The organism is Zhihengliuella alba (genome assembly GCF_039538765.1).
Classification (GTDB): domain Bacteria; phylum Actinomycetota; class Actinomycetes; order Actinomycetales; family Micrococcaceae; genus Zhihengliuella; species Zhihengliuella alba.
Map to the genome: position 1 here is coordinate 23,264 of NZ_BAABCJ010000007.1, position 25,793 is coordinate 49,056.

General features: G+C 72.6%; 18 protein-coding genes, 3 tRNA genes and 1 pseudogene. 7 read left to right on the forward strand and 15 right to left on the reverse strand.

The window, feature by feature from the left end; all coding sequences use genetic code 11:
* Positions 1 to 74 precede the first annotated feature (74 nt).
* From ABD784_RS12875 to ABD784_RS12880, 3 genes and pseudogenes are all read right to left on the reverse strand, one after another.
* Entirely contained in the window at positions 75 to 1,064 is a 990-nt protein-coding gene (locus ABD784_RS12875; RefSeq protein WP_425582989.1) for an NAD(P)H-quinone oxidoreductase, read from the reverse strand.
* A 140-nt stretch (positions 1,065 to 1,204) separates the two neighbouring features.
* Complete coding sequence (locus ABD784_RS14355) at positions 1,205 to 1,300, reverse strand: MFS transporter small subunit (RefSeq protein WP_425582990.1); 96 nt, start codon at positions 1,298 to 1,300, stop codon at positions 1,205 to 1,207.
* A gap of 237 nt (positions 1,301 to 1,537) precedes the next feature.
* Positions 1,538 to 2,893: pseudogene (locus ABD784_RS12880) on the reverse strand (OFA family MFS transporter); the annotation flags it as partial.
* A 207-nt stretch (positions 2,894 to 3,100) separates the two neighbouring features.
* On the opposite strand from ABD784_RS12880, the gene ABD784_RS12885 reads away from it, so the two are divergent.
* Positions 3,101 to 3,188, forward strand: a tRNA-Ser gene (locus tag ABD784_RS12885).
* 146 nt (positions 3,189 to 3,334) lie between these two features.
* Here ABD784_RS12885 and ABD784_RS12890 read toward each other — a convergent pair.
* Both ABD784_RS12890 and ABD784_RS12895 read right to left on the reverse strand, forming a co-directional pair.
* Positions 3,335 to 5,065, reverse strand: coding sequence for an ABC transporter ATP-binding protein (locus ABD784_RS12890; RefSeq protein WP_344885425.1), 1,731 nt, complete (start codon positions 5,063 to 5,065; stop codon positions 3,335 to 3,337).
* 41 nt (positions 5,066 to 5,106) lie between these two features.
* Entirely contained in the window at positions 5,107 to 6,336 is a 1,230-nt protein-coding gene (locus ABD784_RS12895; RefSeq protein WP_344885428.1) for a DUF1611 domain-containing protein, read from the reverse strand.
* 262 nt (positions 6,337 to 6,598) lie between these two features.
* Between ABD784_RS12895 and ABD784_RS12900 the strand changes: the two genes are divergently transcribed.
* A complete protein-coding gene (locus ABD784_RS12900) occupies positions 6,599 to 9,196 on the forward strand; it encodes an ExeM/NucH family extracellular endonuclease (RefSeq protein WP_344885431.1) in 2,598 nt (865 codons plus the stop codon).
* A 27-nt stretch (positions 9,197 to 9,223) separates the two neighbouring features.
* Here the strand turns inward: ABD784_RS12900 and ABD784_RS12905 are convergent, their stop codons facing one another.
* On the reverse strand, positions 9,224 to 11,236 hold the full coding sequence (locus ABD784_RS12905) for an FAD/NAD(P)-binding protein (RefSeq protein ID WP_344885434.1): 2,013 nt from the start codon (positions 11,234 to 11,236) through the stop codon (positions 9,224 to 9,226).
* Positions 11,237 to 11,469: 233 nt separating this feature from the next.
* Here ABD784_RS12905 and ABD784_RS12910 point away from each other — a divergent pair, with 233 nt between their 5' ends.
* Together ABD784_RS12910 and ABD784_RS12915 are read left to right on the forward strand one after the other, a co-directional pair.
* Positions 11,470 to 13,713 carry a prolyl oligopeptidase family serine peptidase gene (locus tag ABD784_RS12910; protein ID WP_344885437.1) on the forward strand — a complete coding sequence of 748 codons (2,244 nt, stop codon included), beginning with the start codon at positions 11,470 to 11,472 and terminating at the stop codon, positions 13,711 to 13,713.
* A gap of 41 nt (positions 13,714 to 13,754) precedes the next feature.
* Positions 13,755 to 13,846: transfer RNA gene (locus ABD784_RS12915), tRNA-Ser, on the forward strand.
* 145 nt (positions 13,847 to 13,991) lie between these two features.
* Here ABD784_RS12915 and ABD784_RS12920 read toward each other — a convergent pair.
* Both ABD784_RS12920 and ABD784_RS12925 read right to left on the reverse strand, forming a co-directional pair.
* Positions 13,992 to 15,005 carry a hypothetical protein gene (locus tag ABD784_RS12920; RefSeq protein ID WP_344885440.1) on the reverse strand — a complete coding sequence of 338 codons (1,014 nt, stop codon included), beginning with the start codon at positions 15,003 to 15,005 and terminating at the stop codon, positions 13,992 to 13,994.
* A 25-nt stretch (positions 15,006 to 15,030) separates the two neighbouring features.
* A complete protein-coding gene (locus ABD784_RS12925) occupies positions 15,031 to 17,256 on the reverse strand; it encodes a RecQ family ATP-dependent DNA helicase (protein ID WP_344885443.1) in 2,226 nt (741 codons plus the stop codon).
* 130 nt (positions 17,257 to 17,386) lie between these two features.
* Between ABD784_RS12925 and ABD784_RS12930 the strand changes: the two genes are divergently transcribed.
* Together ABD784_RS12930 and ABD784_RS12935 are read left to right on the forward strand one after the other, a co-directional pair.
* The gene (locus ABD784_RS12930) at positions 17,387 to 18,859 is read left to right on the forward strand and encodes a phosphohexomutase domain-containing protein (protein WP_425582982.1); all 1,473 of its coding nucleotides are present in this window, start codon (positions 17,387 to 17,389) and stop codon (positions 18,857 to 18,859) included.
* Positions 18,856 to 19,335: a hypothetical protein gene (locus tag ABD784_RS12935; protein WP_344885450.1), complete on the forward strand. Its 480-nt coding sequence runs from the start codon at positions 18,856 to 18,858 to the stop codon at positions 19,333 to 19,335. Before ABD784_RS12930 ends, ABD784_RS12935 begins: the two co-directional genes overlap by 4 nt.
* Positions 19,336 to 19,449: 114 nt before the next feature.
* Here ABD784_RS12935 and ABD784_RS12940 read toward each other — a convergent pair whose 3' ends face one another.
* The 3 genes from ABD784_RS12940 to ABD784_RS12950 all read right to left on the reverse strand — a co-directional run bounded on the left by ABD784_RS12940 (position 19,450) and on the right by ABD784_RS12950 (position 22,741).
* On the reverse strand, positions 19,450 to 20,223 hold the full coding sequence (locus ABD784_RS12940) for an alpha/beta fold hydrolase (RefSeq protein ID WP_344885453.1): 774 nt from the start codon (positions 20,221 to 20,223) through the stop codon (positions 19,450 to 19,452).
* Entirely contained in the window at positions 20,220 to 20,747 is a 528-nt protein-coding gene (locus ABD784_RS12945; RefSeq protein ID WP_344885456.1) for a PadR family transcriptional regulator, read from the reverse strand. Before ABD784_RS12945 ends, ABD784_RS12940 begins: the two co-directional genes overlap by 4 nt.
* A 152-nt stretch (positions 20,748 to 20,899) precedes the next feature.
* The gene (locus ABD784_RS12950; RefSeq protein WP_344885459.1) at positions 20,900 to 22,741 is read right to left on the reverse strand and encodes a phosphoenolpyruvate carboxykinase (GTP); all 1,842 of its coding nucleotides are present in this window, start codon (positions 22,739 to 22,741) and stop codon (positions 20,900 to 20,902) included.
* Between the two features lie 311 nt (positions 22,742 to 23,052).
* Here ABD784_RS12950 and ABD784_RS12955 point away from each other — a divergent pair.
* A tRNA-Arg gene (locus ABD784_RS12955) sits at positions 23,053 to 23,129 on the forward strand.
* Between the two features lie 114 nt (positions 23,130 to 23,243).
* Here the strand turns inward: ABD784_RS12955 and ABD784_RS12960 are convergent.
* From ABD784_RS12960 to ABD784_RS12975, 4 genes are all read right to left on the reverse strand, one after another.
* Entirely contained in the window at positions 23,244 to 23,780 is a 537-nt protein-coding gene (locus ABD784_RS12960; RefSeq protein ID WP_344885462.1) for a DUF488 domain-containing protein, read from the reverse strand.
* Positions 23,781 to 23,790: 10 nt separating this feature from the next.
* On the reverse strand, positions 23,791 to 24,006 hold the full coding sequence (locus ABD784_RS12965; RefSeq protein WP_344885464.1) for a hypervirulence associated TUDOR domain-containing protein: 216 nt from the start codon (positions 24,004 to 24,006) through the stop codon (positions 23,791 to 23,793).
* Positions 24,003 to 24,548 carry a SixA phosphatase family protein gene (locus ABD784_RS12970; protein ID WP_344885467.1) on the reverse strand — a complete coding sequence of 182 codons (546 nt, stop codon included), beginning with the start codon at positions 24,546 to 24,548 and terminating at the stop codon, positions 24,003 to 24,005. Before ABD784_RS12970 ends, ABD784_RS12965 begins: the two co-directional genes overlap by 4 nt.
* Positions 24,549 to 24,749: 201 nt before the next feature.
* Entirely contained in the window at positions 24,750 to 25,553 is an 804-nt protein-coding gene (locus ABD784_RS12975) for a winged helix-turn-helix domain-containing protein (RefSeq protein WP_344885470.1), read from the reverse strand.
* Positions 25,554 to 25,793: the final 240 nt, after the last annotated feature.

The window sequence follows — 25,793 nt, forward strand, 5'->3', positions numbered from 1 at the left end:
GCGGGCGCCCTCGGACTGTCCGCCGCCCCGGCGGCCCGGAGTACTGCCGTCGGGGGTGCCGCGACCGAGCACGGCTAGGGACGCAGGAGGACCTTGCCCCGGTGCTCGCCGGAGTCGAAGTAGGCGTGCGCCGCCGCGGCGTCGGCGAGCGCGAACACGCGGTCGGTGGTGGGCTTCAGCCGCCCGGCCGAGACCATCGGCCAGACGTGCCGGCGGACCTGGTCCATGATGGCCGCCTTCTCCGCGCTGGGACGGGAGCGCAGCGTGGTGGCGATGACCCGGCCGCGGCGTGCCATGAGCGCGGACAGGTCCAGCTCCCCGCGCACGCCCCCGGCCAGCCCGATCACCACGAGGCGCCCGCCGGTGGCCAGGGTGGAGACGTTGGCGCCCAGGTACTTCGCGCCGACGACGTCGAGGACCACGTCCGCCCCGTGCCCGTCGGTGGCCTCCCGCATCCGCTCGGCGAAGTCCTCGGTGCGGTAGTCGATCAGCAGGTCGGCCCCGAGGCCGGCCGCGTAGTCCAGCTTCTCCCGTGTGCTGCCGGTGACGGCCACGTGGGCGCCGTAGGCCTTCATGATCTGGATGCCGGCCGCCCCGATGCCGCCCGAGCCGCCGTGGATCAGCACCCACTCCCCCGGGCGGACCGCGGCCTCCAGGACCAGGTTGGACCACACCGTGGCGGCCACCTCGGGCAGGCCGCCGGCGTCGATCGGGTCGACGCCGGACGGCAGCGGGACGGCCTGCCCCGCGGGCACGGCCACGTACTCGGCGTACCCGCCTCCGGCGAGGAGCGCGCAGACGGGAGCGCCGTCGTTGTACTCGCCGGCCGGGGACGCGACGTCCGCGCCGCGGGCGGCCACCGTGCCGGAGACCTCGAGGCCGGGGATGTCGCTGGCGCCCGGCGGCGGCGGGTAGACGCCCTTGCGCTGCTGGACGTCGGCCCGGTTCAGTCCGGCGGCGGAGACTCGGATCAGGATCTCCCCGGGCGCGGGAGTCGGCACGGGCCGGGAGACGATGCGCAGGACCTCGGGTCCGCCGGAGCCCTCGAAGACGGCCGCGCTCATGGTCTGGGGAATCGTCTCGGTCATGCGCTCTCCTCCTGCGTGCGGGCGGGGCCGGTCGGCGGCGGGCGTGCCGCCACTGCTGCTGGCAGTCTCGCACAGTGGGCCGGTACCCGGCCTCCTGCACGGAGCTGCGGTCGCGGTCAGCCGAACAGCTGGCCCACGCGCAGGAGCGTCTGCCAGACGCCGAACAGCAGGGGGACGCCGACGAGGAGCCAGCCGAAGGCGACGCGGCCCACGGCGCGGTCGGTCTCCGGGCGGTCGGTCTCCGGGCGGTCGTCGTCGGCTGCCGAGCCGGCGTTCTTGGCCCCCGGTCCATCCCGGTGCGGGCCCCCGGCCGCCGTCGCCGCCGAGCCGCTCTCCGCCGAGCCGCTCTCCGCGGACTCCCCGGCCGCGGGGTCCCCCGCCGCCGAGGGGCTCGAGACGAGCTCCCGTCCACGATCGTCCGCTGCCCCGCGGGCGTCACCGGCTCCGGCGGGCGGGGGCTCGTGGAAGCGCTCGTGGACCGGGCGGATCAGGAGATTGGCGGCGAAGCCGACGGCGAGCAGCGCGACCATGGTGAACAGGACGGGCCGGTAGTTCTCCGCCATCATGGTCCCGGGCTCGCCCTGCGCGTCGAGGAACCCGTTGACGATGGCGGGTCCGGCGATGCCGGCGGCGGACCAGGCGGTCAGGAGCCGGCCGTGGATGGCGCCGACCTGGTACGTGCCGAAGAGGTCCTTCAGGTAGGCCGGGGCCGTGGCGAAGCCGCCGCCGTAGAAGGAGATGATGACGAACGCCAGGAAGATGTAGAGCAGGCGGCTGGTGTCGCCGACCAGGGCGAGGGCGGTGTAGAGCACCGCGCCGGCGCCGAGGAAGACCATGTAGACGCCCTTGCGGCCGATCCGGTCCGAGGCCGAGGACCAGCCGAAGCGGCCGAGCATGTTGCCGATCGAGAGCAGGCCCACGAAGCCGCCGGCCACGGCCGCGGACACCGCGGATGCGCCGTCGCCGGCCCGGAAGAAGTCCTGGATCATGGGGGCCGCCTGCTCGAGGATGCCGATGCCCGCGGTGACGTTGAGGAACAGGGCCGCCCAGAGGAGCCAGAACTGCGGCGTCCGGATGGCGCTCCGCGCCGAGACGTTGTTGTCCGTGACGAGCGCCGACTTCTTGGCCTGGCTCGGGTGCCAGCCCCGCGGCCGCCAGCCCTCGGCCGGGACGCGGATGGTGAGCGCGCCGTACACCATGAAGCAGAAGTAGACGACGCCGAGCGTGACGAACAGCTGGCCGACGGCCTCGCCGGAGGGGATCCATCCCTCGGCGCCGGACTCGGGGTCGTAGAGGCGCATCAGCCGGGTGGACAGGGGCGAGGCCACGAGCGCGCCGCCGCCGAAGCCCATGATCGCCATGCCGGTCGCCATGCCGGGGCGGTCCGGGAACCACTTCATGAGCGTGGACACCGGGGAGATGTAGCCGATGCCGAGCCCGATGCCGCCGAGCAGGCCGTACCCGACGTAGACGAGCCACAGCTGCTGGGAGAAGATGCCGGCCGATCCGACGAGGAAGCCGGCGGACCAGAAGCAGGCGGCCACGAACATGGCCTTGCGTGGACCGGACCGCTCCACCCAGGTGCCCATCACCGCGGCGGAGAGGCCGAGCATCACGATCGCGATGGAGAAGATCACGCCGATCTCCGTCAGGCTCGCGCCGAAGTGCTCCACGAGGGCCGTCTTGTAGACGCTGGTGGCGTAGGCCTGTCCGATGCACAGGTGGACGGCCAGGGCCGCGGGCGGGATCAGCCACCGGTTGAAGTTCTGCGGTGCGACGGAATGGGACCGGTCCAGCCAGCTCATGCGACCTCCTGGGAGCGCGGCCGGCCGGCCGACGGGGCCGGCCCGCCGCCAGCGGACCGCTGGGACTCGGCCGCCGACGTGACGACGGCCACCACGCATTCTGCCTCAGGTCAGCGCGTCGTGGAAGAACCGTTTCGGGTACCGGGGAGGGGCCGCGCGCCGTGGCTTTGGCGACGCGCAGCGGCTGGCTCTAGAGTTGGTCTCTCCGGATGGTTGTCCGAGCGGCCTAAGGAGCCGGTCTTGAAAACCGGTGTGCGGCGACCCCGCACCAAGGGTTCAAATCCCTTACCATCCGCAGTGTCGAAGGCCCCGGCCCTCCCCGTCCGGGAGGGGCGGGGCCTTCGCCGCGTCCGGGGACGTGTCCGCCCCGCCGCGGACGCCGCGGCCACGACCGGATCGGCCGGGCACGAGTCAGTCGGGCACAGTTCAGTCCGGCACAGTTCAGTCGGGCACGACGACGACGCGCGCCCCGGGCTCCGGGCCGTCGCCTTGCGGGCCCTCGCCGGCCGGGGCGGCCTCCCCCGCGCCGCCGGTGCCATCGGACCCGTTGGACGCGAGGACCACGATGCCCGGGTAGCCGCGGACGAGCGCGCGCAGTGCGCGGCGACCGGCCGCGTCCAGATCGGCGTCGATCCGGTTGAGCAGGAGCAGCGGCGGCGTCCCGAGCACGGCCCTGGCCAGGTGGACCTGGGCCCGCTGGCCGGGGGTGAGAGGCTGCCCCCCGTTCCGCAGGAGAGTCCGGAGCCCCTGCGGAAGGGTCCGTTCCCAGGCCTCCGGATCCGCGCCGGCGGCAGCGAGCGCGGCCCGGGCCTCGTCGTCGTCGGCGTCCGGGAGCCGGTAGCGGACCGCGCGGAGGATGCTCCCGCGCTCCAGCGGCATGCCCGAGGACGCGTAGCCGACCAGCCGGCGGCGCTCCCGAGGACCGGCCGCTGCCAGATCGACCCCCGCGACCCGGCACGCGGCACGGCCCGGGGCGAGACCGGCGAGCTCGTGGAAGACCGCGTCCACCTGCACGTCGCCGCCAACCAGCCGGACCGTCTCGCCGGGCACCGCCTCCAGGAGTGGTTCGGCATCCCCGCCGCCGTCCGCGGGCCGGCGGGTGAGCTCCACGGCCTGCCCGGAGGCCCCGGCGGACCCGGACGGCGCGGACTGGCCCGTGCCGGGGCCCCCGAGCCCCCGGCGGGCCGCTCCTGCCCCAGTCGCGGAGGGACCCGCCTCGCTGAGGACCGGTGCGATGATGCGGCGCGCGGCCCGGAAGTTCTGCCGGTACTCGACCACGCGCCCCTGCTCCGTGGACTGGGCGCCCACCACGCCGGCGAGCATGAGTGCGCTGGAGGCCGTGGCGGCATCGACCCGGCCGCTCGAGGCGAGCAGTCCGACCCCGATGGACGCGGCGATGGGCGCGACCATGGAGGCCGAGCGGAGCACGCCGGTGATGCGGGCGCGCGACAGGGCGGCCTCCACCACGCGCTGCCCGGCCCGGTCGACGCGCCGGGCCTCGCGCGCCGACCCGCCGGCGAAGCGGACGGCTTCACGGGCGTGCACAGTGTCGGCGACCTGTGCGGCCAGCCGGCCTCGGGCCCGCCGGACGGTGCGCGCGCGCTCGAACGCCGGGCGCGAGAGCAGCAGCAGCACGGCCACCAGCAGCAGCAGCGGCAGGCCGACCGCCGCCCCGAGCCAGACACTGGTCAGGGAGAGCCACACGACCGTGACGACCACGAGCGGGATCCCGGCGACGAGGGGCGCGATGCCCTGCGCCACCCAGTTGCGCACCGCCGTGAGGTCGTTGGTGCTGCGGGCGATGGTCACCCCGGCGCTGCGGCTCCGGTCCGAGTCGAGGGTCGAGCGCACGAGCTTCACGCGCAGCTCGTGGATGTAGTCCTGCCCCAGCTGCTCCGCGACGAGCCGCTCGGCGAACACGCTGGCGCCCACCGCGACGACGGCGGCCGCCGCGGCGGCCAGCAGCCCCTGCACGGGTGCGCCCGTCCCGGCCGCGCCGACGAGCCGGCCCGCCAGCGCGGCGGCCAGGACCGAGGCCCCGGCGCGCACCAGCGCCAGGGCGATCAGCCCCGCGAGGTACCAGCGCCGGGTGCCGACCAGCAGGGGAGGCAGCGGCTCGTCGCCGCGGCGCTCGCCCGGCGCGCGGTCACGGCGCGGGGCCGGCGTCGACACGGGTGCCGGCGTCGACGCGGGCGCCGGGGGGCCGGCGGAGATCACCGGCGCGCCCCCGCGAGGAGGCTGGCCGCGACCTCCGGCCGGCAGAGGTCGAAGGTCGGGATGATCCGTTCCGGGACATGCCCCGCCGCCTCGGCCGCGGCCAGCGGCGACGCGGTCAGGACACCTGAGATGGCGGCGACCTCGACGCCGGACTCACGCAGGATGCTGCTGCCGGAGAGGGCTCCGAGCGCCTCCTGCGCGGCGAACAGGGTGGAGTCCACGACCCGGTGGAACAGCGGATCGGCCAGCAGCCGCCCCGTCTCCCCCTGGAAGATGCCGTCGGCGATCTCCAGCACGATCACGTCCGGGGCGTCCGCGGCGAGCGCGGCGACCATGCTGGTGAGGAGCTGGCAGATCTCGGCGTAGTCGGTCTGGAAGGTGGTGGGGTAGCCGAAATCGGTGAAGTCCATGACGCGGGTGGCGCCGGCATCCCGGAAGAGGTTGACGTCGTTCCCGGCGCCCGTGCCGGTCACCTTGCCCGCCGCGACGGCGAGGCCGGCGTTGGAGAGCCCATTGACGAGGCAGCCGACCGTCGTCGACTTGCCCGAGTTCATGGACGAGCCGAGCACGGCGAAGATCGGGGGCAGCGCGTCGGGCAGCCGCTCAGCGGCGACGAGGCGCTCGGGTGCGTGGTCGCGGAGGTTGACGACGCCGTCGTCGTCGGCGAGTAGGCCGATCGGCTCGATCCGGGTGGCCTCCTCGACGCGGGCGTGGGCCTTGCGGACCTGCGAGGCGAGGCCGCCGCCGGCCACGAGATCGCACGGCTCCAGCGACGACGGGACGTAGGCGAGGAACTGGTCCGGCGCGTACCGGTGACCGTAGGCGACGAGGATCTCCTGCCCCGGGAACAGCAGGGCCTTGCGCGAGACCGGACTCTCGAGCCGCTTGTGCTGGCCGATCTCGAGCACGCGCGCGAGGACGACGTCGCCGGCCTGGGGGACGACCCCTGCCCCCGACCGCAGGGCGTACCCGGACGGTGCGGCCGCGACGTGCCCGGCGACGAAGCGGGTGGTGTAGGCGGGGCGGGCGGCGAGGAGGCGCTCCTCGGCGAGCGCCTCCTCGTGCAGACCCGGGCGGACCGCCTCGAAGGTGGGGGCGAGGAAGGACTCGGGCTCGGCGGCGGCGGCGCGCCCCTCGGGACGGCTCTCCGCTCGGGGAGCGGGGGCGTGGAGACCTGCCATCCCGGTGCCGGGGAGGGTCGAGGTCCTGGTGTCGGTGACAGTCATGGTGCACTCCTGGGGTGGTCGGTCGGCGACAGCGGGACGTCCGGTCGCAGAAACCATCTAGTCAGACCCAGATGAGGCGCGGATGAGAAGCGCAGGAGGAACCGATGAGAGACCGGTCGCCGAGCCTGCACCGGCGGTCCACCTCCCGGACACCGTGACGCAACTCACCGTTCATGGAAAACTGGTGAACTCTGAAGCTGTTGTTTTGCGTCCGCGCCCGCGGACCGTCCTGCTCCGTTCCCGTCCTCGTGAAGGAACCCCTGTGCGTCCACACTCCACTCGCCCCACCGCTCTCGCGGCGGCACTGGCGCTGACGGCCTCCCTGGCCGTCGCCTCGGCGGCCGCCGCCGCAGTCCCCGCCTCGACGGCCGTCGCGTCGCCCTCCGCCTCCGCGTCCGCGGCGGCGGAGGGCGGCGTCATCATCAACGAGGCCTACCTCTCCGGCGGCAGCCGCAACGCCGTCTACACCCACAAGTTCGTCGAGCTCCTCAACACCTCCGGCGCGCCGGTGTCGCTCGCCGGCTGGAGCCTGCAGTACCGCTCCGCCTCCGGCACCGCGGCGACGCACTCCACCGTGGAGCTCACCGGGACGATCGCCCCCGGCGAGACGTTCCTGGTGGCCGGCGGGAGCAACGGCACCTCCGGCGCCGCGCTGCCCGCCCCGGACCTGACGACCTCGTTCAACCCCGGCGGGACGAACGGCACCGTGGTCCTCGCCGAGACGACGGAGCCGCTGAGCCTGCCCACCGGCTCGATCATCGGCGTCCAGGACGTCGCGGACCTGCTGGGCTACGGCGGCTCGAACACGTTCGAGACGCAGGCGGCCCTCTCGCCCGCCAGCAACTCGGAACCGCTCTCGTTCAACCGGACCGACGGCGTCGACACCGACGACAACCGCGCCGACTTCGCGCTCAGCCCCGACGTCACGCCGACGGCCTCCGGCGGGGCCGGCGATCCCGGCACCACCCCCGAGCCGGAGCCGGCACCGGAACCGCAGGCGGTCTCCATCGCCGAGATCCAGGGTGCGGGCGCGGCCAGCCCGCTGGCCGGCGAGCGCGTGTCCACCCGCGGCGTGGTGACGGCGGCCTTCCCCACGGGCGGGATCGACGGATTCTTCCTCCAGACCGCCGGCACCGGATCCGAGGGCGGCGACGACGCGGCCGCCAGCCACGGGATCTTCGTCTACGCGCCGGAGGCGGTGGCCTCCGTGGCGGTCGGCGATCACGTCGAGGTCGCCGGCACCGCCACGGAGTACTACGGCATGACCCAGGTGGACGCGACCGCGGGGCGGGTCTCCCCCGTGGACGAGCCGGCCGAGGCCGTCAAGCCGCTGACCGCGGCCTGGCCCACCACCGACGCCGAGCGCGAGCGGTACGAGGGCATGCTGTGGCAGCCGGAGGGCCGCTGGACCGTCGCGGACAACTACTCGCTGAACCAGTACGGGGAGATCGGCCTGGCCTTCGGCGAGAGCTCCCTGCTCCCCGGGGAGGCGCGGCTGCCGCAGCCGACCGACGCGGCTCCGGCCGGGTCGGACCTCGCTGCCGCGATCGAGGCGGAGAACGCCCAGCGGAGCGTCACGCTCGACGACGGCGCGACCGTGAACTTCATGGGCGGCAGCCGCAACCAGGACATCCCGCTGCCCTATCTCTCCCCCGGGACGCCCGTGCGCGTCGGCGCGGCGACGACGTTCACGTCACCGGTGGTCCTCGACTACCGCTACGACCAGTGGCGGTTCCAGCCCCAGACCCAGCTGACCGGCGAGAACCCGGACGACGCCCCGGCGTCGTTCGCCGACACCCGCACGCAGGCGCCGGCCGAGGTCGGCGGCGACGTGAGGATCGCCTCCTTCAACGTCCTGAACTACTTCACCACCACCGGCCGGGAGTTCGTGGAGGAGCTCGGCGGCAGCTGCTCCTGGTACACGGACCGGGACGGCGAGCCCGTCGGCACCAACCGCTGCAACCCGGACGGACCGCGCGGCGCCGCCGACGAGGACGACCTCGAGCGTCAGGAGGCCAAGATCGTCGCCGCGATCAACGGGCTCGGCGCGGACGTCGTCTCGCTGGAGGAGATCGAGAACTCGGCCGCGTTCGGCCAGGACCGCGACGAGGCCCTGGCGACCCTGACGGCCGCCCTCAACGAGGGGGCCGGCGCGCCGGTCTGGGACTTCGTGCCCAGCCCGGCGGACCTGCCGGCGGACGAGGACGTGATCCGCACGGCGTTCATCTTCAAGCCCGCGGCGGTGAAGCCGATCGACGAGTCGGTCATCCTGGACGACCCCGCCTTCTCCAACGCGCGCCAGCCCCTGGCGCAGGCCTTCCAGAAGGTCGGCGGGAACAGCAAGACGCGCTTCCTCGCGATCGTGAACCACTTCAAGTCCAAGGGCTCCGCGCCGGACGACGGATCGTCCAACGACGACGCCGGCGACGGCCAGGGCGCCTGGAACGCGGCCCGCGTGGCCCAGGCCGAGGCGCTGGTGGCCTTCGCCGGGGAGATGACGCAGGAGCGGAACACCGAGAAGGTCTTTCTCACCGGCGACTTCAACTCCTACACGCAGGAGGACCCGATGCAGGTCTTCCACGCGGCCGGCTACACGAACCTGGGCGCCGCCGCCGACGGGGAGAAGGAGCACACGTACCTCTACGGCGGGCTGGTCGGCTCGCTGGACCACATCCTGGCCTCGCCCGCCGCGGCCGCGCAGGTCACCGGCCACACCGTGTGGGACATCAACGCGGACGAGCCGATCGCCCTGGAGTACAGCCGCTACAACTACAACGCGACCGACTTCTACGCGCCGGATCCCTACCGGGCCTCGGACCACGACCCGGCGATCGTCGGCATCGACCTCCCGAAGAAGTAGCCGCACGCCGGGCCGCCCGGCGACGGGCTACCGGGCCGCGAGCCTGACGATCTCCACGGCGACGGCGTCCGCATCCGCGAGGGTGCGGGCGCCGTCGTCGTCCGTGCCCTCCGACTCGGCGGCGATGGCCGTGCCCCACTGGACGCTGGAGAGCTGCAGGCCCAGGACGAACAGCGCCCGGTGGGCGACCCCGTGGGCGTCCACCAGACGGTAGGGGCGCCCGACGACGTCGAACCCGGACCCGGGCATGAGCTCGCCCTCCTCGGTGGGCATCGCCCGCGGGCGGGCCAGCCCGTCGTCCTGCAGCTGGCGGAGCAGCTCGGAGGCGGTGTGGGCCACCCGGTTGGCGGGCATCATCGCCTCGAGCATGTGGTGCGCGGTCGCCGGCGAGGCGTCCACCCACGGGGACGAGGCGGTGAAGACGCCGGCGTACTCGCCCTCCTCCTCGAGCGAGTACACCGGGTCCGGCCCGAGGAAGCGCACGACGCCGGCCCGGCTGAGCGCGATCAGCTCCTCGATCCGGCGCAGCGGCGGCCCGCTGGCCGTGCCCTCGACCAGCGGCTCGAACCAGCGCTGGAGCTCGTCGGTGCGCGAGACCTCGTCCACGAGGCCCTCGGCGACCATGCGCTTGATCAGGAGCCGACCGGCATGCAGCGCGCCGATCGCCATCTTCAACGGGTCCTCCTCGCCCGCCGCCGAGGACCTGGCGTCCTCCTCCAGGTACGCCTGCACCGCCCGCTGGTACTCGTCGGCGTCGGCGAATCCGCGCCGTGCGAACGGGTGCCCCAGGGCGGGGACGTCCAGCCAGCCGACGCCGGGGGCCACCTCCTCGACCAGCTCGGCCAGCCGCGAGCGCCAGACCTCCTGGCCGTGGACGCGGGTCCCCTGCACGGTCTGGTCGGCATGGCGTGGGGCGTCGAGGATCTCGTCCATCCGCGCCAGGAACCCGGCCGGGTCGGAGAACGCCCCCGGGCGCACCCGCGCCGCGACGGTGTAGAAGGTCCGGAGCACGTCCCGGTGCAGCAGCGGCCAGATGTGGGCGTCGAAGCCGACCTTGCCCGCCGGCTCGCCCGGCGCGCCGGCGGCGGCGAGGGCGTGCACGCGCTCGAACGTCAGGTACGCCAGCTCGACGCTGGGCGGCACGAACGCGGGGACCTCGGCCTTCGCCCGGTATGGGACGCCGCGGCGTGAGCCCGCGTGGATCAGGGGCTCCCGGCCGCTCGGACGGTACTCGAGCCGCCGCCCGGGCTCCCGGCCGACGGTGACGAAGTCGCCGCCGCGGCCCTGCGTCAGCTGGGCGAGCGCGTCGAAGAAGTTCAGCCCGAGGCCGCGCACCAGGAGCGGCTCGCCGCCGGGGAACACGGACCAGTCCACGTCGGAGGGCACGTTGGGGCCCTGGTACACGAGCCCGAGCTCGTCGGCCCGCTGCCCGGCCGCGGCCTGGCGGGGGTTCAGCTCGGCCGGGACGTGCCCCACGGCCAGGACGACGGCGTCGGCCGCCAGGGTGCTGACGTCCCCGTCGGTGGAGCGCAGCGTGAGCAGGTAGTCGGTGCCGCGCTTGTCGAGCCGGACCGCCGAGGCCGGCACGTGCTCCACCGACGCGACGGCGGGGTGCTCGCGCAGCCGCTGCGCCACGGCGTCGTACACGTGCTCCAGGTACCGCCCGTAGAGGGCGCGCGAGGGGTAGTCGCCGGGACCGAGCGAGTCCAGCTCCTCGAGCTCGACCGGCGCCAGGGTGGCACCGTCCCCGCGGAGCCGGCGCCACTGGTCGAAGGTCAGGCCGGGCTCGCCCGAGCGGCGCGGGGGCGCGACGGTGGGGTACACGGCCGGCGTGTTCATGAGGAAGAGCCGGGACTGCCGTGGCGACCACACATGCCCCGAGCCCGGGCGGTACGGGTCCACCACGCGGATGTCGACGGGTCCCGGCACGGGCTCGTCCGGAGCGGTCGCCGCCTCGAGCCGGGCCAGCAGCCGTTCCAGGGCCGAGGTCCCCCGGGGTCCGGCCCCCACCACCGTGACGACATACCGTTCGCGCCGCATACACTCTCCAAGAATTCGGTCCGACCGGTGAAGTGTCCCCGGTCCTGCACGCCCCCGGCTCCGAGGCCCGGCCTCCGAGGGCCGGATCCGGGGCGCCGGTCTCCGCGTGCCCCTCAGCGTAGCGCGGTGCGTGCCGCCACCCGGGGCAGCGAGCCGATCCCGCCCCCTAGACTGGCTCGCAAGCGCCGGCCGGCGGAGGCCCGGCAGCGGTGGGAGCAGCAGTGGAAGCGGCGATGGGAGCAGCGATGGATGGAACCGGCACAGCGCTCGGCGGCGGAGACGCCCGGGCCGACGGGGCGGCGGATCCCTTCGCGTGGCTCGAGGACATCCACGGCGCCGACGCGCTCGACTGGGTCCGGGCGCGCAATACCGAGACGGAGGCCTGGCTGCAGGACGGCCCGGCCGGCCCGGCCGGAGGCTACGAGGCCCTGGTCGACTCCCTGCAGGAGGTCCTCGAGGCGGAGGACCGGATCCCCGGCGTCGTGAAGCGCGGCCCCCACTACTACAACTTCTGGCGCGACGCCGAGCACCCCAAGGGAGTGTGGCGGCGGACCGAGTGGGCGTCCTACCTGACGGACGAGCCGGAGTGGGAGACGCTCCTCGACGTCGACGCGCTCGCCGCGCGCGAAGGCGTCGACTGGGTCTACGCCGGCGTGCAGATGCTGCGGCCGGCCCTCCGGGAGCCGTACGAGCGGGCCCTCGTGAAGCTCTCCCCCGACGGCGGGGACGCCGTCCGGATCCGCGAGTTCGACGTCGTCCGGCGCGCGTTCGTGCCCGCCGAGGACGGCGGGTTCGACTTCGAGGTGGCGAAGTCCCGGGTGTCCTGGGCCGGCCCGGACGCGGTCTACCTGGCCTCCGACTTCGGCCCCGGGTCGCTCACCCGGTCCTCCTACGCACGCACCGTCCGGCAGGTGCGGCGGGGGCACGACGTCGCCGCGGCCCCCGAGGTCTTCGCCGTCGATCCCGGGCACGTGCTGGCGGCAGTGGTCCACGACCAGACCCCCGGCTTCGAGCGGACGCTCGCGATCGACATGGTCGACTTCCACCACTCCCGGACGCACCTGCTCCGCCCCGCGGCGGACGGGCGCGAGGAATGGGTGCGGGTCGACGTGCCGGAGGACGTCCGGGTCGATGCGCACCGGGAGTGGCTGGTGTTCGCCCCGCGCACCGACTGGTGGCTCGCGGACGGCACGGTGGTGCCGGCCGGTTCGCTGGCCGTCGCCGGGCTCGAGGCGTTCCTGGCCGGGGATCCGGGCGTGACCGTCGTCTTCCGGCCGGACGCGCGCACGGCCCTGCAGGGGTACTCGTTCACGCGGGACTACCTGGTCCTCGCAGTCCTGGAGGACGTGGCCTCCGCCGTCTTCGCCGCGGACCCCGCCGCCGGGTGGAGCCTGACGCGGCTGGACACCGGCGCGGAGTTCGAGGCGGTCTCCGTCGCCGCGGTCGACGACGAGGATCCCGAGCGCCCCAACGACGTCTGGGTGACCAGGTCGGGCTTCCTCACACCGACCACGCTCCTGCGCGGCGTGCTGGACCCGGCGGAGCCCGACCCCGCGGCCGGCGACGACGAGTCGGCCCGCGGCGTCGAGATCGTGGCGCTCTCTCCCGTCAAGGCCGCCGGCTCCCACTTCGAGACGGCCGGGCTGCGGGTGGAGCAGCACTTCGCCACCAGCGACGACGGCACGCGGGTGCCGTACTTCCAGGTCGGACCGGCCCGGCTCGCGGCCGACGGGCAGAACCCGGTCCTGATGACGGGGTACGGGGGCTTCCAGACGAGCCTGACGCCGTCGTACTCCGCAGCGGTGGGACGCGGCTGGCTGACGCGGCGCGACGGGGCCGGCCGCACGGGCGTCTACGTGGTGGCGAACATCCGCGGCGGCGGCGAGTACGGGCCCGAATGGCACCGGGCCGCGCTGAAGGAGAAGCGGCACCGGGCGTACGAGGACTTCGCGGCGATCGCGCGGGACCTGATCGGGCGCGGCGTGACCTCGCCGCAGCGGCTCGGGGCCACCGGGCGGAGCAACGGCGGGCTGCTCATGGGGAACATGGTCACCGGGTACCCGGAGCTGTTCGCCGCCGTGTCCTGCGGCGTGCCGCTGCTGGACATGCGCCGCTACACCCGCCTGTCGGCCGGCCATTCGTGGATCGCCGAGTACGGGGACCCGGACGTACCGGAGGAATGGGACTTCGTCCGCACGTTCTCCCCGCTGCACCGGGTCGACGACGTTCCCCCGGGGACACGGTTCCCGGCGACGCTGATCTGGACCGCCACGAGCGACGATCGGGTGGGACCCGTGCAGGCACGGAAGATGTACGCGAAGCTGGCCGAGCGGGGCGCCGAGCACCTCCGCTACCACGAGGACATGGAGGGCGGTCACGCCGGGGCGGCCGATCAGCGGCAGGCGGCCCGCATGCTGGCGATGAGCTACGAGTTCCTCTGGCGGCACGCGGCGGCCCCCGTTTTGGCAACGCGGTGACGGATTCGCTAGTCTTGTCTGGCTGGTTCTTCCAGCGGTCTGGAGACGTGCCGGAGCGGCCGAACGGACTTCACTGCTAATGAAGGGTCGGGGTTAAACTCGACCGGGGGTTCAAATCCCCCCGTCTCCGCCAAAAACCCCCTCGTCAGAGGGGGTTTTTTGTTGTCCTGACCCGGAGCCGGCGGGGCTTGCTCCTGCCCGGATCGGCCCCGCACGGCGGTGTCGGAGCCGATCCGGCCCAGAGGGCGGAGGCCCGGGGGCGGAGGCCCGGGGGCGGGCTACTTGCCGCCCTGGAAGCTCGTGAGGACCTGCCGGACCACGGCCTCGGGCAGTCCGGTGAAGTCGACGACGATCCGTCCGGCCTCCTCCAGTCGTCCGGCCCCGAGGTGCTCGAGGAACTCGACCCGCTGGGCCGGCGGGAGGTCTGCGGAGTTGAACGAGACGGGTCCGTTCGGCCCCTCGCCCTCGAATCCGAAGTCGGAGACCCCGTCGCCGATGCCACCGTTCTGGGCGGCCGGGGCGGACTCCAGGAGCGGCTGGATCTTCTCCTTGGTCAGCCCGGAGAAGTCGGCGAACAGCTCGGCCGCGCCCTCATAGTCGCGGTCGCGCATCATGGACTGGAACTGGTCGGCCTCCGCCGGCGGGAGGTCGGCCGTGCTGAACTCGCGGGCCTCGCCGTCGACCTGCTCCGTGATCTTGTACGTGGCCACCCTGCGGTCTGCCTCGCTGCCGAACTGCTCCGTCCAGTCGGAGGGGATGACCAGGTCTCCGGCCGGGGCGGGGCCGGCGGGCTGGCGCTGCGGGGTCGCTCCGGCCTCGGGGTGCTCGGCGTCGGCGGGTCCTGCGTCCTCGTTCCGGTCGTCCGCGGCGGACGCCTCGGGTTCCGCCCCGGAGTCCGACTGCGGCCGCGGGGACGGTGCCCCGGTCTCCGCCGCCGATCCGGCGTCCCGGGGGTCCGGGCCGTCCTGCGCCGCGTCCATCACGTCGCGCGGGCCGTGGATCTGGGGATACTGCTCCAGGCTGCGGACGGCGATGATGCAGGTCTTGACGCTGCGCTCACCGGTGGCCCGCTGGTACTCCTGCACGGCGGCGAGGAAGTTCCCGGTGCCCAACTGCCGGTAGATGGCACGGTGCTGGTCGGCGTTCAGGCGCGCCGACGCCTCCCTCGCGCCCTCCGCAGTGACGTGCGCGGCGACGTCGGCCGCGTTCCGCTTGCGCAGCGTGGAGACTCCCCACCACAGGAGGGTCAGCACGAGCAACGGAATCAGGACCCAGAACAGCGCTTCCAGCATGCCAACAAGTGTAGTAGCTCCAGACCTAGGCGCTGAGGGCGAGGGTGAAGGGCAGGACTCCGGGGGCTCCGGCGAGCCGGAGTACCCTGGTCGCCTCGGTCAGAGTCCATCGACTGTCGGCGATGTCGTCGACCAGCAGGACGGGGCCGGAGGCCGCCGCGAGGTTCGGCGCCATCTGCTCCGGGACGCCGAACTGCCCGTAGACGTCGGCCAGCCGGAAGGCGCTGCTGCCTCCGGGGCCGTTGCGTGGGCCGCCATGACGATATTCCAGCTCGCCGCCGTAGGGCAGTTTCCCGATCTCCGCGAGCCCCTGGGCCAGCGAGCGGACCAGCTGGGGACGTCGGCGGGACGGCAGGTTGAGCACGGCGACGGGCCGTTCGGACCAGCCCCACTGCGCGAGGACCTGCACGCAGGCCCGCAGCATCTCGTCGGGGATCGGGGCGTCGGGCGCCTCCCCCTCGAAGATGGCCCGCAGAGGTCCTCCCCAGCCGAGGTCCGTCAGCCGAGCGAGGGCGCGGCCGGGGCCCATGATCTCCTCCGGCTTGATCTTGCCCTTCAACGGCACCCCGAGCCGGTCCATCCCGCCCGGCCACATGGCCCGTGGCTCGAGTTCTACGCCGACGCGGCCGAGGGCGGCCTGCGCCCCGGCGTTCGCGGACTCCTCGATCCCTGTCGGGTACCAGGCGCCGGCGCAGTTATCGCACCGGCCGCACGGGGCCGCCTCGGGGTCGTCGAGGGCCAGGGCGAGGAACTCCATCCGGCACGCCGACGTGTTCTCGTAGTCGAGCATCGCGTTCTGCTCGGCGACGCGAGCGGCCGCGACGCGCGCGTACCGTTCGCCGTCGTAGGCCCACGGCGTGCCCGTGGCTGCCCAGCCGCCCGAGACCCGCTGCACCGCGCCATCCACTGCCAGCACTTTCAGCAGCAGCTCCAGCGGGGTGCGGCGCAGGTTCACCCTGGCCTCGAGCTGCGGGGCCGAAAGGGTCCCGGACTCGTTGAGTGCCACCAGCACGGCCTCGGCCCGCTCCCGGTCCGGCATGGACGAGGTCGCGAAGTACTGCCAGATGTCCCTGTCGGCCGTTCCCGGCAGCAGCAGGACGTCGGCGTTGTCCGTCCCGCGACCGGCGCGGCCGACCTGCTGGTAGTACGCGACCGGCGAGCTCGGCGCACCGACGTGCACGACGAAGCCGAGGTCCGGCTTGTCGAATCCCATGCCGAGCGCGCTGGTCGCCACCAGCGCCTTGACGGCGTTGGCCTTGAGGGCCTGCTCGGCCTCGGCCCGTTCCTCGGTCCCGGTGCGGCCGGTGTAGGCGAGCACGTGGTGCCCGGCCTCGCGCAGGGCACGGGCGATGTCCTCGGCCCCTGAGACGGTCAGCGCGTAGATGATGCCGCTGCCGGGCAACGACTCCAGATTGGACAGGAGCCAGGCGAGCTGGCTGCGCGGGCTCGGGAGCTTGAGCACGCCGAGCCGGAGGGATTTGCGGGCCAGCGGCCCGCGCAGCACGAAGACGTCGCCGGCGTCCGCGGCGAGCTGCTCCTGCACGTCGTGGACCACGCGCTCGTTGGCGGTCGCGGTCGTGGCCAGGACGGGCACGTTGCCGGGCAGGACCTGGATCAGGTCGCGGATGCGCCGGTAGTCGGGGCGGAAGTCGTGCCCCCAGTCGGAGATGCAGTGCGCCTCGTCGATCACGAGCAGCCCCATGCGGCGGACCAGCTCCGGTAGCTGCTCGTCGCGGAAGCGCGGGTTGTTCAGGCGTTCCGGTGAGACCAGCAGGACGTCCACCTCGTCCGCCGCGAGGCGGGCCCGGATCTCGTCCCATTCGAGCGCGTTGGCCGAGTTGATGGCGGCGGCGCGCACGCCGGCCCGCTCCGCGGCCGCGACCTGGTCCCGCATGAGGGCCAGCAGTGGACTGACGATCAGCGTGGGGCCGGCGCCCCTGGCCCGCAGCAGGAGGCTCGCCACGAAGTAGACGGCGGACTTGCCCCAGCCGGTGCGCTGGACGACGAGGGCCCGGCGGCCGCCCGAGACCAGAGCCTCGATCGCCTCGAACTGGCCGGGGTGGAAGTCGACGCCGTCGCGCCCGACCAGCCGGCCGAGCACCTGGCGTGCCTCGGCACGCAGTTGCGTCTCCGCCGCCCGGCCCGTCGCGGTGCCCTCCTGCCCGACGGCAGCGCCCGGGGCCGTCGTTGCGGGCGGCGGTGCCGCGTATCCGGGGTGCGCCGCTGCGTTCGATCCTGCATTCTCAGCCATGCCGGTCAGTATGTCAGCCGTCGCTCACAGCTTGGCGTGAGCCCGCCCCGGCTGTGGACGGCCGCGGCTCGGGCCCACCGAACGGGGCCCGGTCCGGCGGGCCGGGCGTGCGCCTACTATGCTCGTCGTCGTGGACAGACTGAATCTCACTGACTCATTCAAGGCGTACGACGTGCGTGGCGTGGTGGGCTCGACCCTGACGGCGTCTGCCGTGGAGGCGGTCGGCGCGGCCTTCGTGGACGTGCTGGGCCTGGCCGGGAAGCCGGTGCTGGTGGGCCGGGACATGCGCCCGTCCTCGCCCGAGTTCGCCCAGGCGTTCGCCCGCGGGGCCGCCTCGCGCGGCGGCCGGGTGCAGCTGCTCGGACTGGTCTCGACCGACGAGCTGTACTTCGCCTGCGGCACGCTGGAGGCGGCGGGAGTGGTGTTCACGGCGAGCCACAACCCGGCGGAGTACAACGGCATGAAGATGGCCCAGGCCGGCGCCGTTCCGGTCTCCGCCGACACCGGCCTGTTCGAGATCCGCGATCTGGCCCAGCGCTACCTGGACGACGGCCTGCCGACCCCCGTGGAGGGCGGGAGCACCGCCGAGACCGATGTCCTGGCCGACTACTCCGCCTACCTGCGCTCGCTGGTCGACTTGTCCTCCATCCGGCCGCTGAAGGTCGTGGTCGACGCCGGCAACGGCATGGGCGGGATGACGACGCCGGCCGTTCTGGGCGACTCGATCCTGCCCGCGCTTCCGCTGGAGATCGTGCCGTTGTACTTCGAGCTGGACGGCACCTTCCCGAACCACCCGGCGAATCCGCTGGAGCCGGAGAACCTGCGCGATCTTCAGGCTGCGGTCGTTGAGCACGGGGCCGACATCGGACTGGCGTTCGACGGTGACGCCGACCGCTGCTTCGTCATCGACGAGCGCGGCGAGCCGGTCACCCCGTCGGCGATCACCGCGATGGTGGCACGCCGGGAGATCGCCCTCGCCGTCGCCGGCGGCGAGGAGACTCCCGTGGTGATCCACAACCTCATCACCTCCCGTGCGGTGCCCGAGCTGATCGAGCGGGAGGGCGGCCGCGCCGTCGAGACCCGCGTGGGCCACTCCTTCATCAAGGCCGTCATGGCGGCCGAGGGCGCGGTTTTCGGCGGCGAGCACTCGGCGCACTACTACTTCCGGGACTTCTTCAACGCGGACACCGGCATGCTCGCGGCTCTGCACGTCCTCGCGGCGCTCGGCGGCCAGGACCGCCCGCTGTCGCAGCTGGCCGAGGAGTTCGACCCGTACTTCGCCTCCGGCGAAATCAACTCCCGGGTCGAGGACAAGGACGCGGCCGCCGCGGCGGTCCTGGCGCAGTTCGCGGCCGGCTGGGAGTCCGACGGCGGCGGGCGCGGGACCGTGCGGGCCGCGGCCCTGAACGGCCTGGTCGGCACGGGGACGTCCGTGGGCACCATGGACGGTCTCACGGTGTCGGCCCAGGACGGTGGGTGGTGGTTCAACCTCCGACCGTCCAATACCGAGCCCTTCCTGCGCTATAACGGCGAGGCGAAGGATCGTGGCACGATGGAGGCTGTCCGCGACACCGTCCTTGAAATCGTCAGGAGTCACGCATGACCACCAACCGCATCGCCGATCTGGGCGCCGCGGCGCACGAGGAACTCAACCGCCTGCTCGGCACCTCGCTGGGCATCGCCCGCGAGCAGCTCGAGGAGCACGGCGTGTTCCTGCCCTTCGCCGTCGGACTCACGCCCGCCGAGGGTGACGCCGACGGCGAGATGCGCCTGCTGGCCGTCCAGCCGCCCGAGGAGGCGGACGATCCCGAGGCCGACATCGACGCCGACGTGATGATGCAGGACCTGATCGCCGTCCTGAAGGAGCAGAAGGACGAGTTCGTCGCCGTCGCCATGGTCTCGGACGTGACGCTGCTCGAGGAGGGCCGCGACGCGATCCATGCCGCCGGCGAGCACAGCCTCGGCGGGGCCGTCGCCGCATTGCAGGCCTACTCCGCCCCGTCCCCCGACGCCGACGAGCCGGCGTGGGACTTCGCCGAGCCGAGCGTGGAGTCCAGCGACGTGGTCGTCTGGGCCTGACGGCCGGCTGCATCGTCCCGACCTGACCGAGGGCCGGGCCCCGCCTGGCGGCGCATCGCGCCGCGGCTCGGGGCCCGGCCCTCGTCGGTCACCCCTCCCGGGGTGCCGTTCGGGTCAGGGGGCGACCAGGAGCGGGTGCGCCTCCGCCCGCTCGGCCCAGCGCCGGACGACGGCGTCGAACAGCAGCGGCTCCTCGAGGTTCCAGGCATGATGCGCTCCCGGAGCGAGGCGCACGGTCGCCTGCGGGACAGCCCTCCGAAGTTCGGCGAGCCCCCTGCGGACGAAAGCCGGCTCCTTCGCCCCGGCGACCAGGAGGAGCTCGGCCTCGACGCCGTCGAGTTGCGGCACTCCGCCCCGGACCACGTCCGCGGCGACGGAACGGAGCGTCTCCGGCTCCGCATCATCGATCCCGGCGCTCTCCAGCGCCCCGTAGGCTCCGGCCTGGGTACGGACGAACCAGTCGGCGCCCCACATCCGGGGCCGGGCCCGGACGGCGGCGCGCTGGGCCGCCGTCTGGGGCAGCACGGGAAGCCCGCTGAAGACGGCCGTGCCCACCAGCTCGGGATGGCGCTCCAGCACGCGGAGGCCCACCAGCCCTCCCAGCGAGATACCCACGAGATGCACCACGCCGGTGTCCACCCGCTCGGCCACGAACGCCGCGACATCGTCCGCCGCGCTCTCGAGGCCCTGCCAGGGCTCGCTGCGGCGCGCGCCATACCCCGGCAGATGCGGGGTCAGCACACGGTAGTCGCCGAACGCCTCGACCTGGCGATGCCAGGACCAGTTGCCGGTGGCTCCTCCGTGCAGGAAGACGATGGTCCGTGTCGGCCCGCCGTCGCTGCGGGGCCGCCGCGAGGGGTGGACCTCCGGATACTCCTCGACCGTCACGGGAGGTTCCTCTCCACCTGACGGAGCCACTTGAGCTCCGAGTCCGCCTGTCCGATGCTCCGCTCCAGTGTGGCCGCCATCAGGTAGGCCCGGCGGTCGAACCCCTCCAAGTCACCCAGATCCGCGCGCTGCTCGCGGTAGTCCTCGAGCTGGGCGGCGATGCGGGTACGGCGCTCCTGCAGGAGCTGCACGACGGCGTCGCGCTCGAGCTCGCCGGCGAAGAAGACGCGGCCGAGGAACGGTTCGCGCGCGGGCTCGGCGTCGGGTTCGGCGCCCAGCCACGCCCGGAGCGCGCCGCGGCCGGCCTCGGTGATGTGGTGCTCCTTGCGGTCCGGGTAGTTCTCCTGCGGGACGACCTTCACGACCGCCATGCCGGTCTCGACCAGCTGGCCCAGCGTCCGGTAGATCTGCGCCTTGTCGGCGTTCCACACGTGCCCGATGCTCGCATCGAAGTGCCGCTTCAAGTCGTACCCCGTCATGGGCGACAGGGTGAGGAGGCCGAGGATCAACCGTGCGAGGATCATGCGCCGATTCTTTCACCAGCTAGTCGTCTCGTCGCCTAGGCACGCTGACGACGCCGCGCGGCGGAACCGCACGTCAACGCAAGACGCCGCCGTTCTGGGACGGAGGTCCGTCCCGGAGCAGCGGCGTCGGCGCGGAGTGGCGGCTCGGAGGCTCAGGCCCGGAAGCGCTCCTTGAGCCCGGCGAGCTCGTCGCGCAGGGACGCCGGCAGGGCGTCCCCGAAGTTCGCGTACCAGGTCTCGATGTCCTCGACCTCGGTCCGCCACTCGTCGGCGTCGACGCGGACAGCGGCCTCGACGTCCTCCGGGGTGAAGCCGTCGAGCCCGGCGAGGTCCAGGGCGTCCGCCGTCGGAACGTACCCGATGGGCGTCTCCCGGGCGCCCCCACCGCCCTCGATGCGCTCCGTGACCCACTTGAGCACGCGGCTGTTCTCACCGAAGCCCGGCCAGGCGAAGCCGCCGTCGGCTGTGCGTCGGAACCAGTTGACCAGGAAGATCTTCGGCCGGCGCTCGGGGTTGAGCTGACCGGAGATCCTGTCCCAGTGGTTCAGGTAGTCGCCGGCGTTGTAGCCGATGAAGGGCAGCATCGCCATGGGGTCGCGGCGCACGACGCCGACGGCGCCGGCCGCCGCCGCAGTGGTCTCGGACGACAGCGTGGAGCCCATGAAGACGCCGTTGGCCCACGAGCGCGCCTCGGTGACCAGCGGGATCGTGGTCTTGCGCCGGCCGCCGAAGAGGATCGCGTGGATCTCCACGCCCTCCGGGTTGTAGTACTCCTGCGAGAGCATGTCGATCTGGTCGATCGGCGTGCAGAAGCGCGAGTTGGGGTGCGCCGCCGGACGGCCGGAGTCCGGCGTCCACTCGTTGCCCTGCCAATCCGTCAGATGCGCCGGGACCTCGTCGGTCATGCCCTCCCACCACACGCCGCCGTCGTCGGTGAGCGCTACGTTCGTGAAGATCGAGTTCCCCTTGGCGATCGCGCGCATGGCGTTCGGGTTGGTGGACCAGCCCGTTCCCGGCGCGACGCCGAAGAGACCGTACTCCGGGTTGACGCCGCGCAGCTCACCGTCCTTGCCGATCCGCATCCAGTTGATGTCGTCGCCGAGGGTCTCCGCCTTCCAGCCCTCGATGGTCGGGTCCAGCAGGGCGAGGTTGGTCTTGCCGCACGCCGACGGGAACGCCGCTGCGATGTTGTAGGCCCGGCCCTCGGGGCTGGTGAGCCGCAGGATCAGCATGTGCTCGGCGAGCCAGCCCTCGTCACGGGCGATAACGGAGGCGATGCGCAGTGCGTAGCACTTCTTGCCGAGCAGGGCGTTGCCGCCGTACCCGGATCCGTAGGACCAGATGGAGCGCTCCTCCGGGAAGTGGACGATCCACTTCTCCTCGTTGCACGGCCACGGGACATCCGCCTCGCCGTCGGCCAGCGGTGCTCCGACGGAGTGGAGCGCGGGGACGAAGAAGGCGTTCTCCGCCTCCATCTTGCGCAGGACGCCCGTGCCGATGCGGGCCATGATCCGCATGGACGCGACCACGTAGGCGGAATCGGTGATCTCCACGCCGTACTGCGGCTGCTCGGCATCGAGCGGACCCATGACGAAGGGGATGACGTACATGGTGCGGCCGCGCATCGAACCGGTGAAGCGCTCCCGGAGGATCGACTTCATCTCCTGCGGGTCCATCCAGTTATTCGTGAAGCCGGCGTCGCGCTCGTCCTTCGAGCAGATGAAGGTGCGCTCCTCCACGCGCGCGACGTCCGCCGGGTCCGAGAACGCCGCGTAGGAGTTCGGGAACAGGTCGTCGTTGAGCTTGCGCAGGGTCCCCGCCTCGACCAGCTCGGCGGTCAGGCGATCGCTCTCCGCCTGGCTGCCGTCCACCCAATAGACATCAGCCGGCTGCGTCATCTCCGCCACCTCGGCCACCCAGGCCGCGAGCTCCTCGTGCGTCGTCGGCACTAACGCCTCGTCGTCACGAACCTGCTGATTCAAGCTCACGCTCATGTCCATTCCCTCCATTGGGCTGTTACTGGTGAACTCGATGCTAGGTTGCCGCCCTGACGGCGTCCTGTGACAGAGGTCTCCGGAAGGCGGTGTCCGAATCGCACCCGGCGCCGACTCCCCCGGAATCCCGCGGTTCGAGCCGAAATTGATGTGATGTAAGTCACGTAGACCGGTCTAGTTCATGCGTCGCGGGGCGCGAATCTTCACCCACCGACGGGCGCCCGAGGCGCACCCCGAATTTGCACGCCCGTCGGACTCGTGTAAAGTTATTCGAGGTCGAACGCACGACGGTCGGCCGGAGAACAGAATATGCGCCCATAGCTCAGCTGGATAGAGCGTCTGTCTACGGAACAGAAGGTCAGGGGTTCGAATCCCTTTGGGCGCACCAGTTCTAATGTCCCGGGAGCGAAGATCATCGCTCCCGGGACATTTCTTTGTCCGGCCCCCTGCCTGCCTGCCAGCCCGCCTGCAATCGCAGGCCGGAGGGCCGGCCCCGACAGCCTCAGGCCGGGTACTCGACGGTCCCGCCCCGGACGACGGCCCCACGCGTCAGCTCGGCCGGCTGGACCCGCCCGCCGGGCATGAGGTGCCGGACATCGACGCCGCGGGCCAACAGGTGATCGGCGATGATGCGCCGGTGGCAGCGCCACCAGACGGCCTCGGAGCACATGATCGCCGGCCGCGCCTCATCGGCCATCGTCCGCAGCTCGGCCAGCCCGGCCTCGAAGTCCTCGGACAGCGCATAGTCGGCGTAGTTGTGGAAGCTGCGGTTCTGCCAGAACCCATTCACCTCCGGCTCGATCGCCCGCTGCAGGTTCCGGCGACCACCGAGGTCAGGGACGCGTCGATAGGCGATGCCCTGCGCGGGCAGGTTCTCCGCGAGGTTCTCAGCATTGAACTGAGGGTGCCGATTGGACCCGGGCAGGCTCCGGACATCCACCACAACTCCTATCCCGGCGCTCTGGAGCAGCTCGACGAACTCCTCCAGCGGGTGGGTCGAGTGACCCACCGTGAGGACCACGGCTTCCTCGTCCGGCATGGCTCCCCCTTCAGTCGGAGAGGCGCTTCAGGGCGCTGCCCTTGTGCGCCGCCACGTGGTCCGTCTTGTCGCTCTCGATCTCGTACTGCGGCTCGTCTTCGCTGGCGCGGCGACGATGCCCCTTGTAGTCGAAGTCGGACGTATGGACCTTGATCACTCGGCCGGAGACGTGGCCGGCCTCGGAGTTCCAGCCGACGTGGTCGCCGACCTTGAACTTGCGGCTCATCGAGGGCCTCCTGTCGTGGGGTGGACGGGCGGGACGAAAGCGGTGACGCGGGCATCGCGCCCGTCCAGCTCCGCCCACGGCGAGGCGGTCTCCAGGACGGTCAAGCCGGCGGTCGGGTAATCCTGAGCCAACTCCATGACGGCCTCCTGGTCCGAGTCCGCGGAGGCGAGACGCAGGGCGGTGTCCTGGACGGTCGGCAGGTGCCCGATGACCAGCAACGTCCCCACGGTCTCGGGTGTCTCGTTGATGATCGAGATCAGACGCACCGCGTCGGCGCCATAGACCCGCGAGTCGATGTACGGCGTCGGACCCCGCTCGCCGAGGACGTGCGAGACCCAGACGCACGTGGAACGGGCGCGGAGCGCGTCCGAACAGACGACGTAGTCCGGCACGGTGCGGTGCTCGAGCATCCAGCGGCCGGGACTCGGCGCCTCCTGCTCGCCGCGCGAGCCCAGCGGCCGGTCGTGGTCCTCCACACCGAAGAGGAAATCCGCCTGCGCATGGCGGAGCAGCATCAGCCGCTTGAGGTGGTGCCGATTCATGCCCCCCACCCTACTCACCTACCGGAACCGAGGGGAGCGTCCGGCGGCAGGGCTCCGGCGGCGCCGCCGACGCCGTGGCGCCCCTCGGCGGACGCCGGCGAGGCGCAGGGAGACCCCGGGCAGCAGAGCGGCCGCGGAGCATCCAGGAGGATGCTCCGCGGCCGCCCTGCTGCCCCATGCCCTGCGGGGCGTACGTCGCTGCTAGATGGAGTACTCCGGTGCGGCCCAGACGACGACCTCGGGGTGCTCGTAGAAGCGGTAGCCCTGACCGCGGACGGTCCGAACCGTGTTGGCGAGCCGGCCCAGCTTGGAGCGCAGCCGACGGATGTGCACGTCGATGGTCCGCTCGTTGGGCACCTCCTCGGCGTTGCGCCACAGGTTGACCAGCAACTCGTCGCGGCCGACCGTCCGCGTCCCGTTCTCGACCAGGTAGTTCAGCAGTTCGAACTCCTTGTAGGTCAGGTTCAGGGACTCGCCGTCGAGGTGGACCTCGCGACGCGAGAGATCGATCAGCACGCCGGACGGTCGCGGCGCTGCCTGCTGCGGGCGCTGCTCACCGCGCGGGCGGCGGGAGACGGTCGGGTCGCCGAGAGCCTGGCGGACCACGTCGAGGCTGTCGCCAGTGGCGTCGGCCGGGGCGAGCGCCACCGCGGCGTGCGTCTTGGCGTCCGGAGCCAGCGTCTGCAGGAAGGCGCGCACCTGGGTGGCCAGCTTGCCCAGCGAGGTACCGGCCTCCTGGGCGGCCCCCTCGTCGAGACCGACGTAGAGGACGAACCCGCGGGCCTGCGTGTCGTTCTTCACCGGCTGCGGGCCGGCCTGGCCGCTCGGCGTGACCACGGGCGTCGGCGAGGTCATCGGCTGCTGCTCCTGCATGCCCGGGACCGCATGGAGCGGCCGATAGCCCTGGGGCGCCCCGTAGCCCGCCTGCGGCTGGCGCTGCGCGGCGGCCGCCCGGTTCTGGGCGTTGCGGACGGAGATGTGGACGTATCCGGAAGTCACGGACATGCTTTACCTCTTAACTGTGCGAAGAGCAGGTGGCGCCGCCAAGCCCGTCCGCCGGGGCGTTGAGCCCGCCCGTCGGCCGTCTATGACGATCACACCACTCAGTGTGACGGGGCTCTAAGCGAACCCGCAAGTAATATTCCTCGCTACTGTTCAGTATTTGAGACGAAACGGGTCGATTGTGACGATGATCACTCTGAGCACATCGGCACTGGACGGAATTGCCACTGGACAGATTGTGCA

Excerpts from the sequence above, each read along its gene's own strand:
- ABD784_RS12960 (WP_344885462.1), bottom strand. The coding sequence starts at position 23,780 with ATGCCGGACGAGGAAGCCGTGGTCCTCACGGTGGGTCACTCGACCCAC.
- ABD784_RS12920 (WP_344885440.1), bottom strand. The coding sequence starts at position 15,005 with ATGCTGGAAGCGCTGTTCTGGGTCCTGATTCCGTTGCTCGTGCTGACC.
- ABD784_RS12910 (WP_344885437.1), top strand. The coding sequence starts at position 11,470 with ATGGGAGCAGCGATGGATGGAACCGGCACAGCGCTCGGCGGCGGAGAC.
- ABD784_RS12945 (WP_344885456.1), bottom strand. The coding sequence starts at position 20,747 with ATGATCCTCGCACGGTTGATCCTCGGCCTCCTCACCCTGTCGCCCATG.
- ABD784_RS12950 (WP_344885459.1), bottom strand. The coding sequence starts at position 22,741 with ATGAGCGTGAGCTTGAATCAGCAGGTTCGTGACGACGAGGCGTTAGTG.
- ABD784_RS12965 (WP_344885464.1), bottom strand. The coding sequence starts at position 24,006 with ATGAGCCGCAAGTTCAAGGTCGGCGACCACGTCGGCTGGAACTCCGAG.
- ABD784_RS12895 (WP_344885428.1), bottom strand. The coding sequence starts at position 6,336 with ATGACTGTCACCGACACCAGGACCTCGACCCTCCCCGGCACCGGGATG.
- ABD784_RS12975 (WP_344885470.1), bottom strand. The coding sequence starts at position 25,553 with ATGTCCGTGACTTCCGGATACGTCCACATCTCCGTCCGCAACGCCCAG.
- ABD784_RS12925 (WP_344885443.1), bottom strand. The coding sequence starts at position 17,256 with ATGGCTGAGAATGCAGGATCGAACGCAGCGGCGCACCCCGGATACGCG.
- ABD784_RS12935 (WP_344885450.1), top strand. The coding sequence starts at position 18,856 with ATGACCACCAACCGCATCGCCGATCTGGGCGCCGCGGCGCACGAGGAA.
- ABD784_RS12970 (WP_344885467.1), bottom strand. The coding sequence starts at position 24,548 with ATGAATCGGCACCACCTCAAGCGGCTGATGCTGCTCCGCCATGCGCAG.
- ABD784_RS12905 (WP_344885434.1), bottom strand. The coding sequence starts at position 11,236 with ATGCGGCGCGAACGGTATGTCGTCACGGTGGTGGGGGCCGGACCCCGG.
- ABD784_RS12875 (WP_425582989.1), bottom strand. The coding sequence starts at position 1,064 with ATGAGCGCGGCCGTCTTCGAGGGCTCCGGCGGACCCGAGGTCCTGCGC.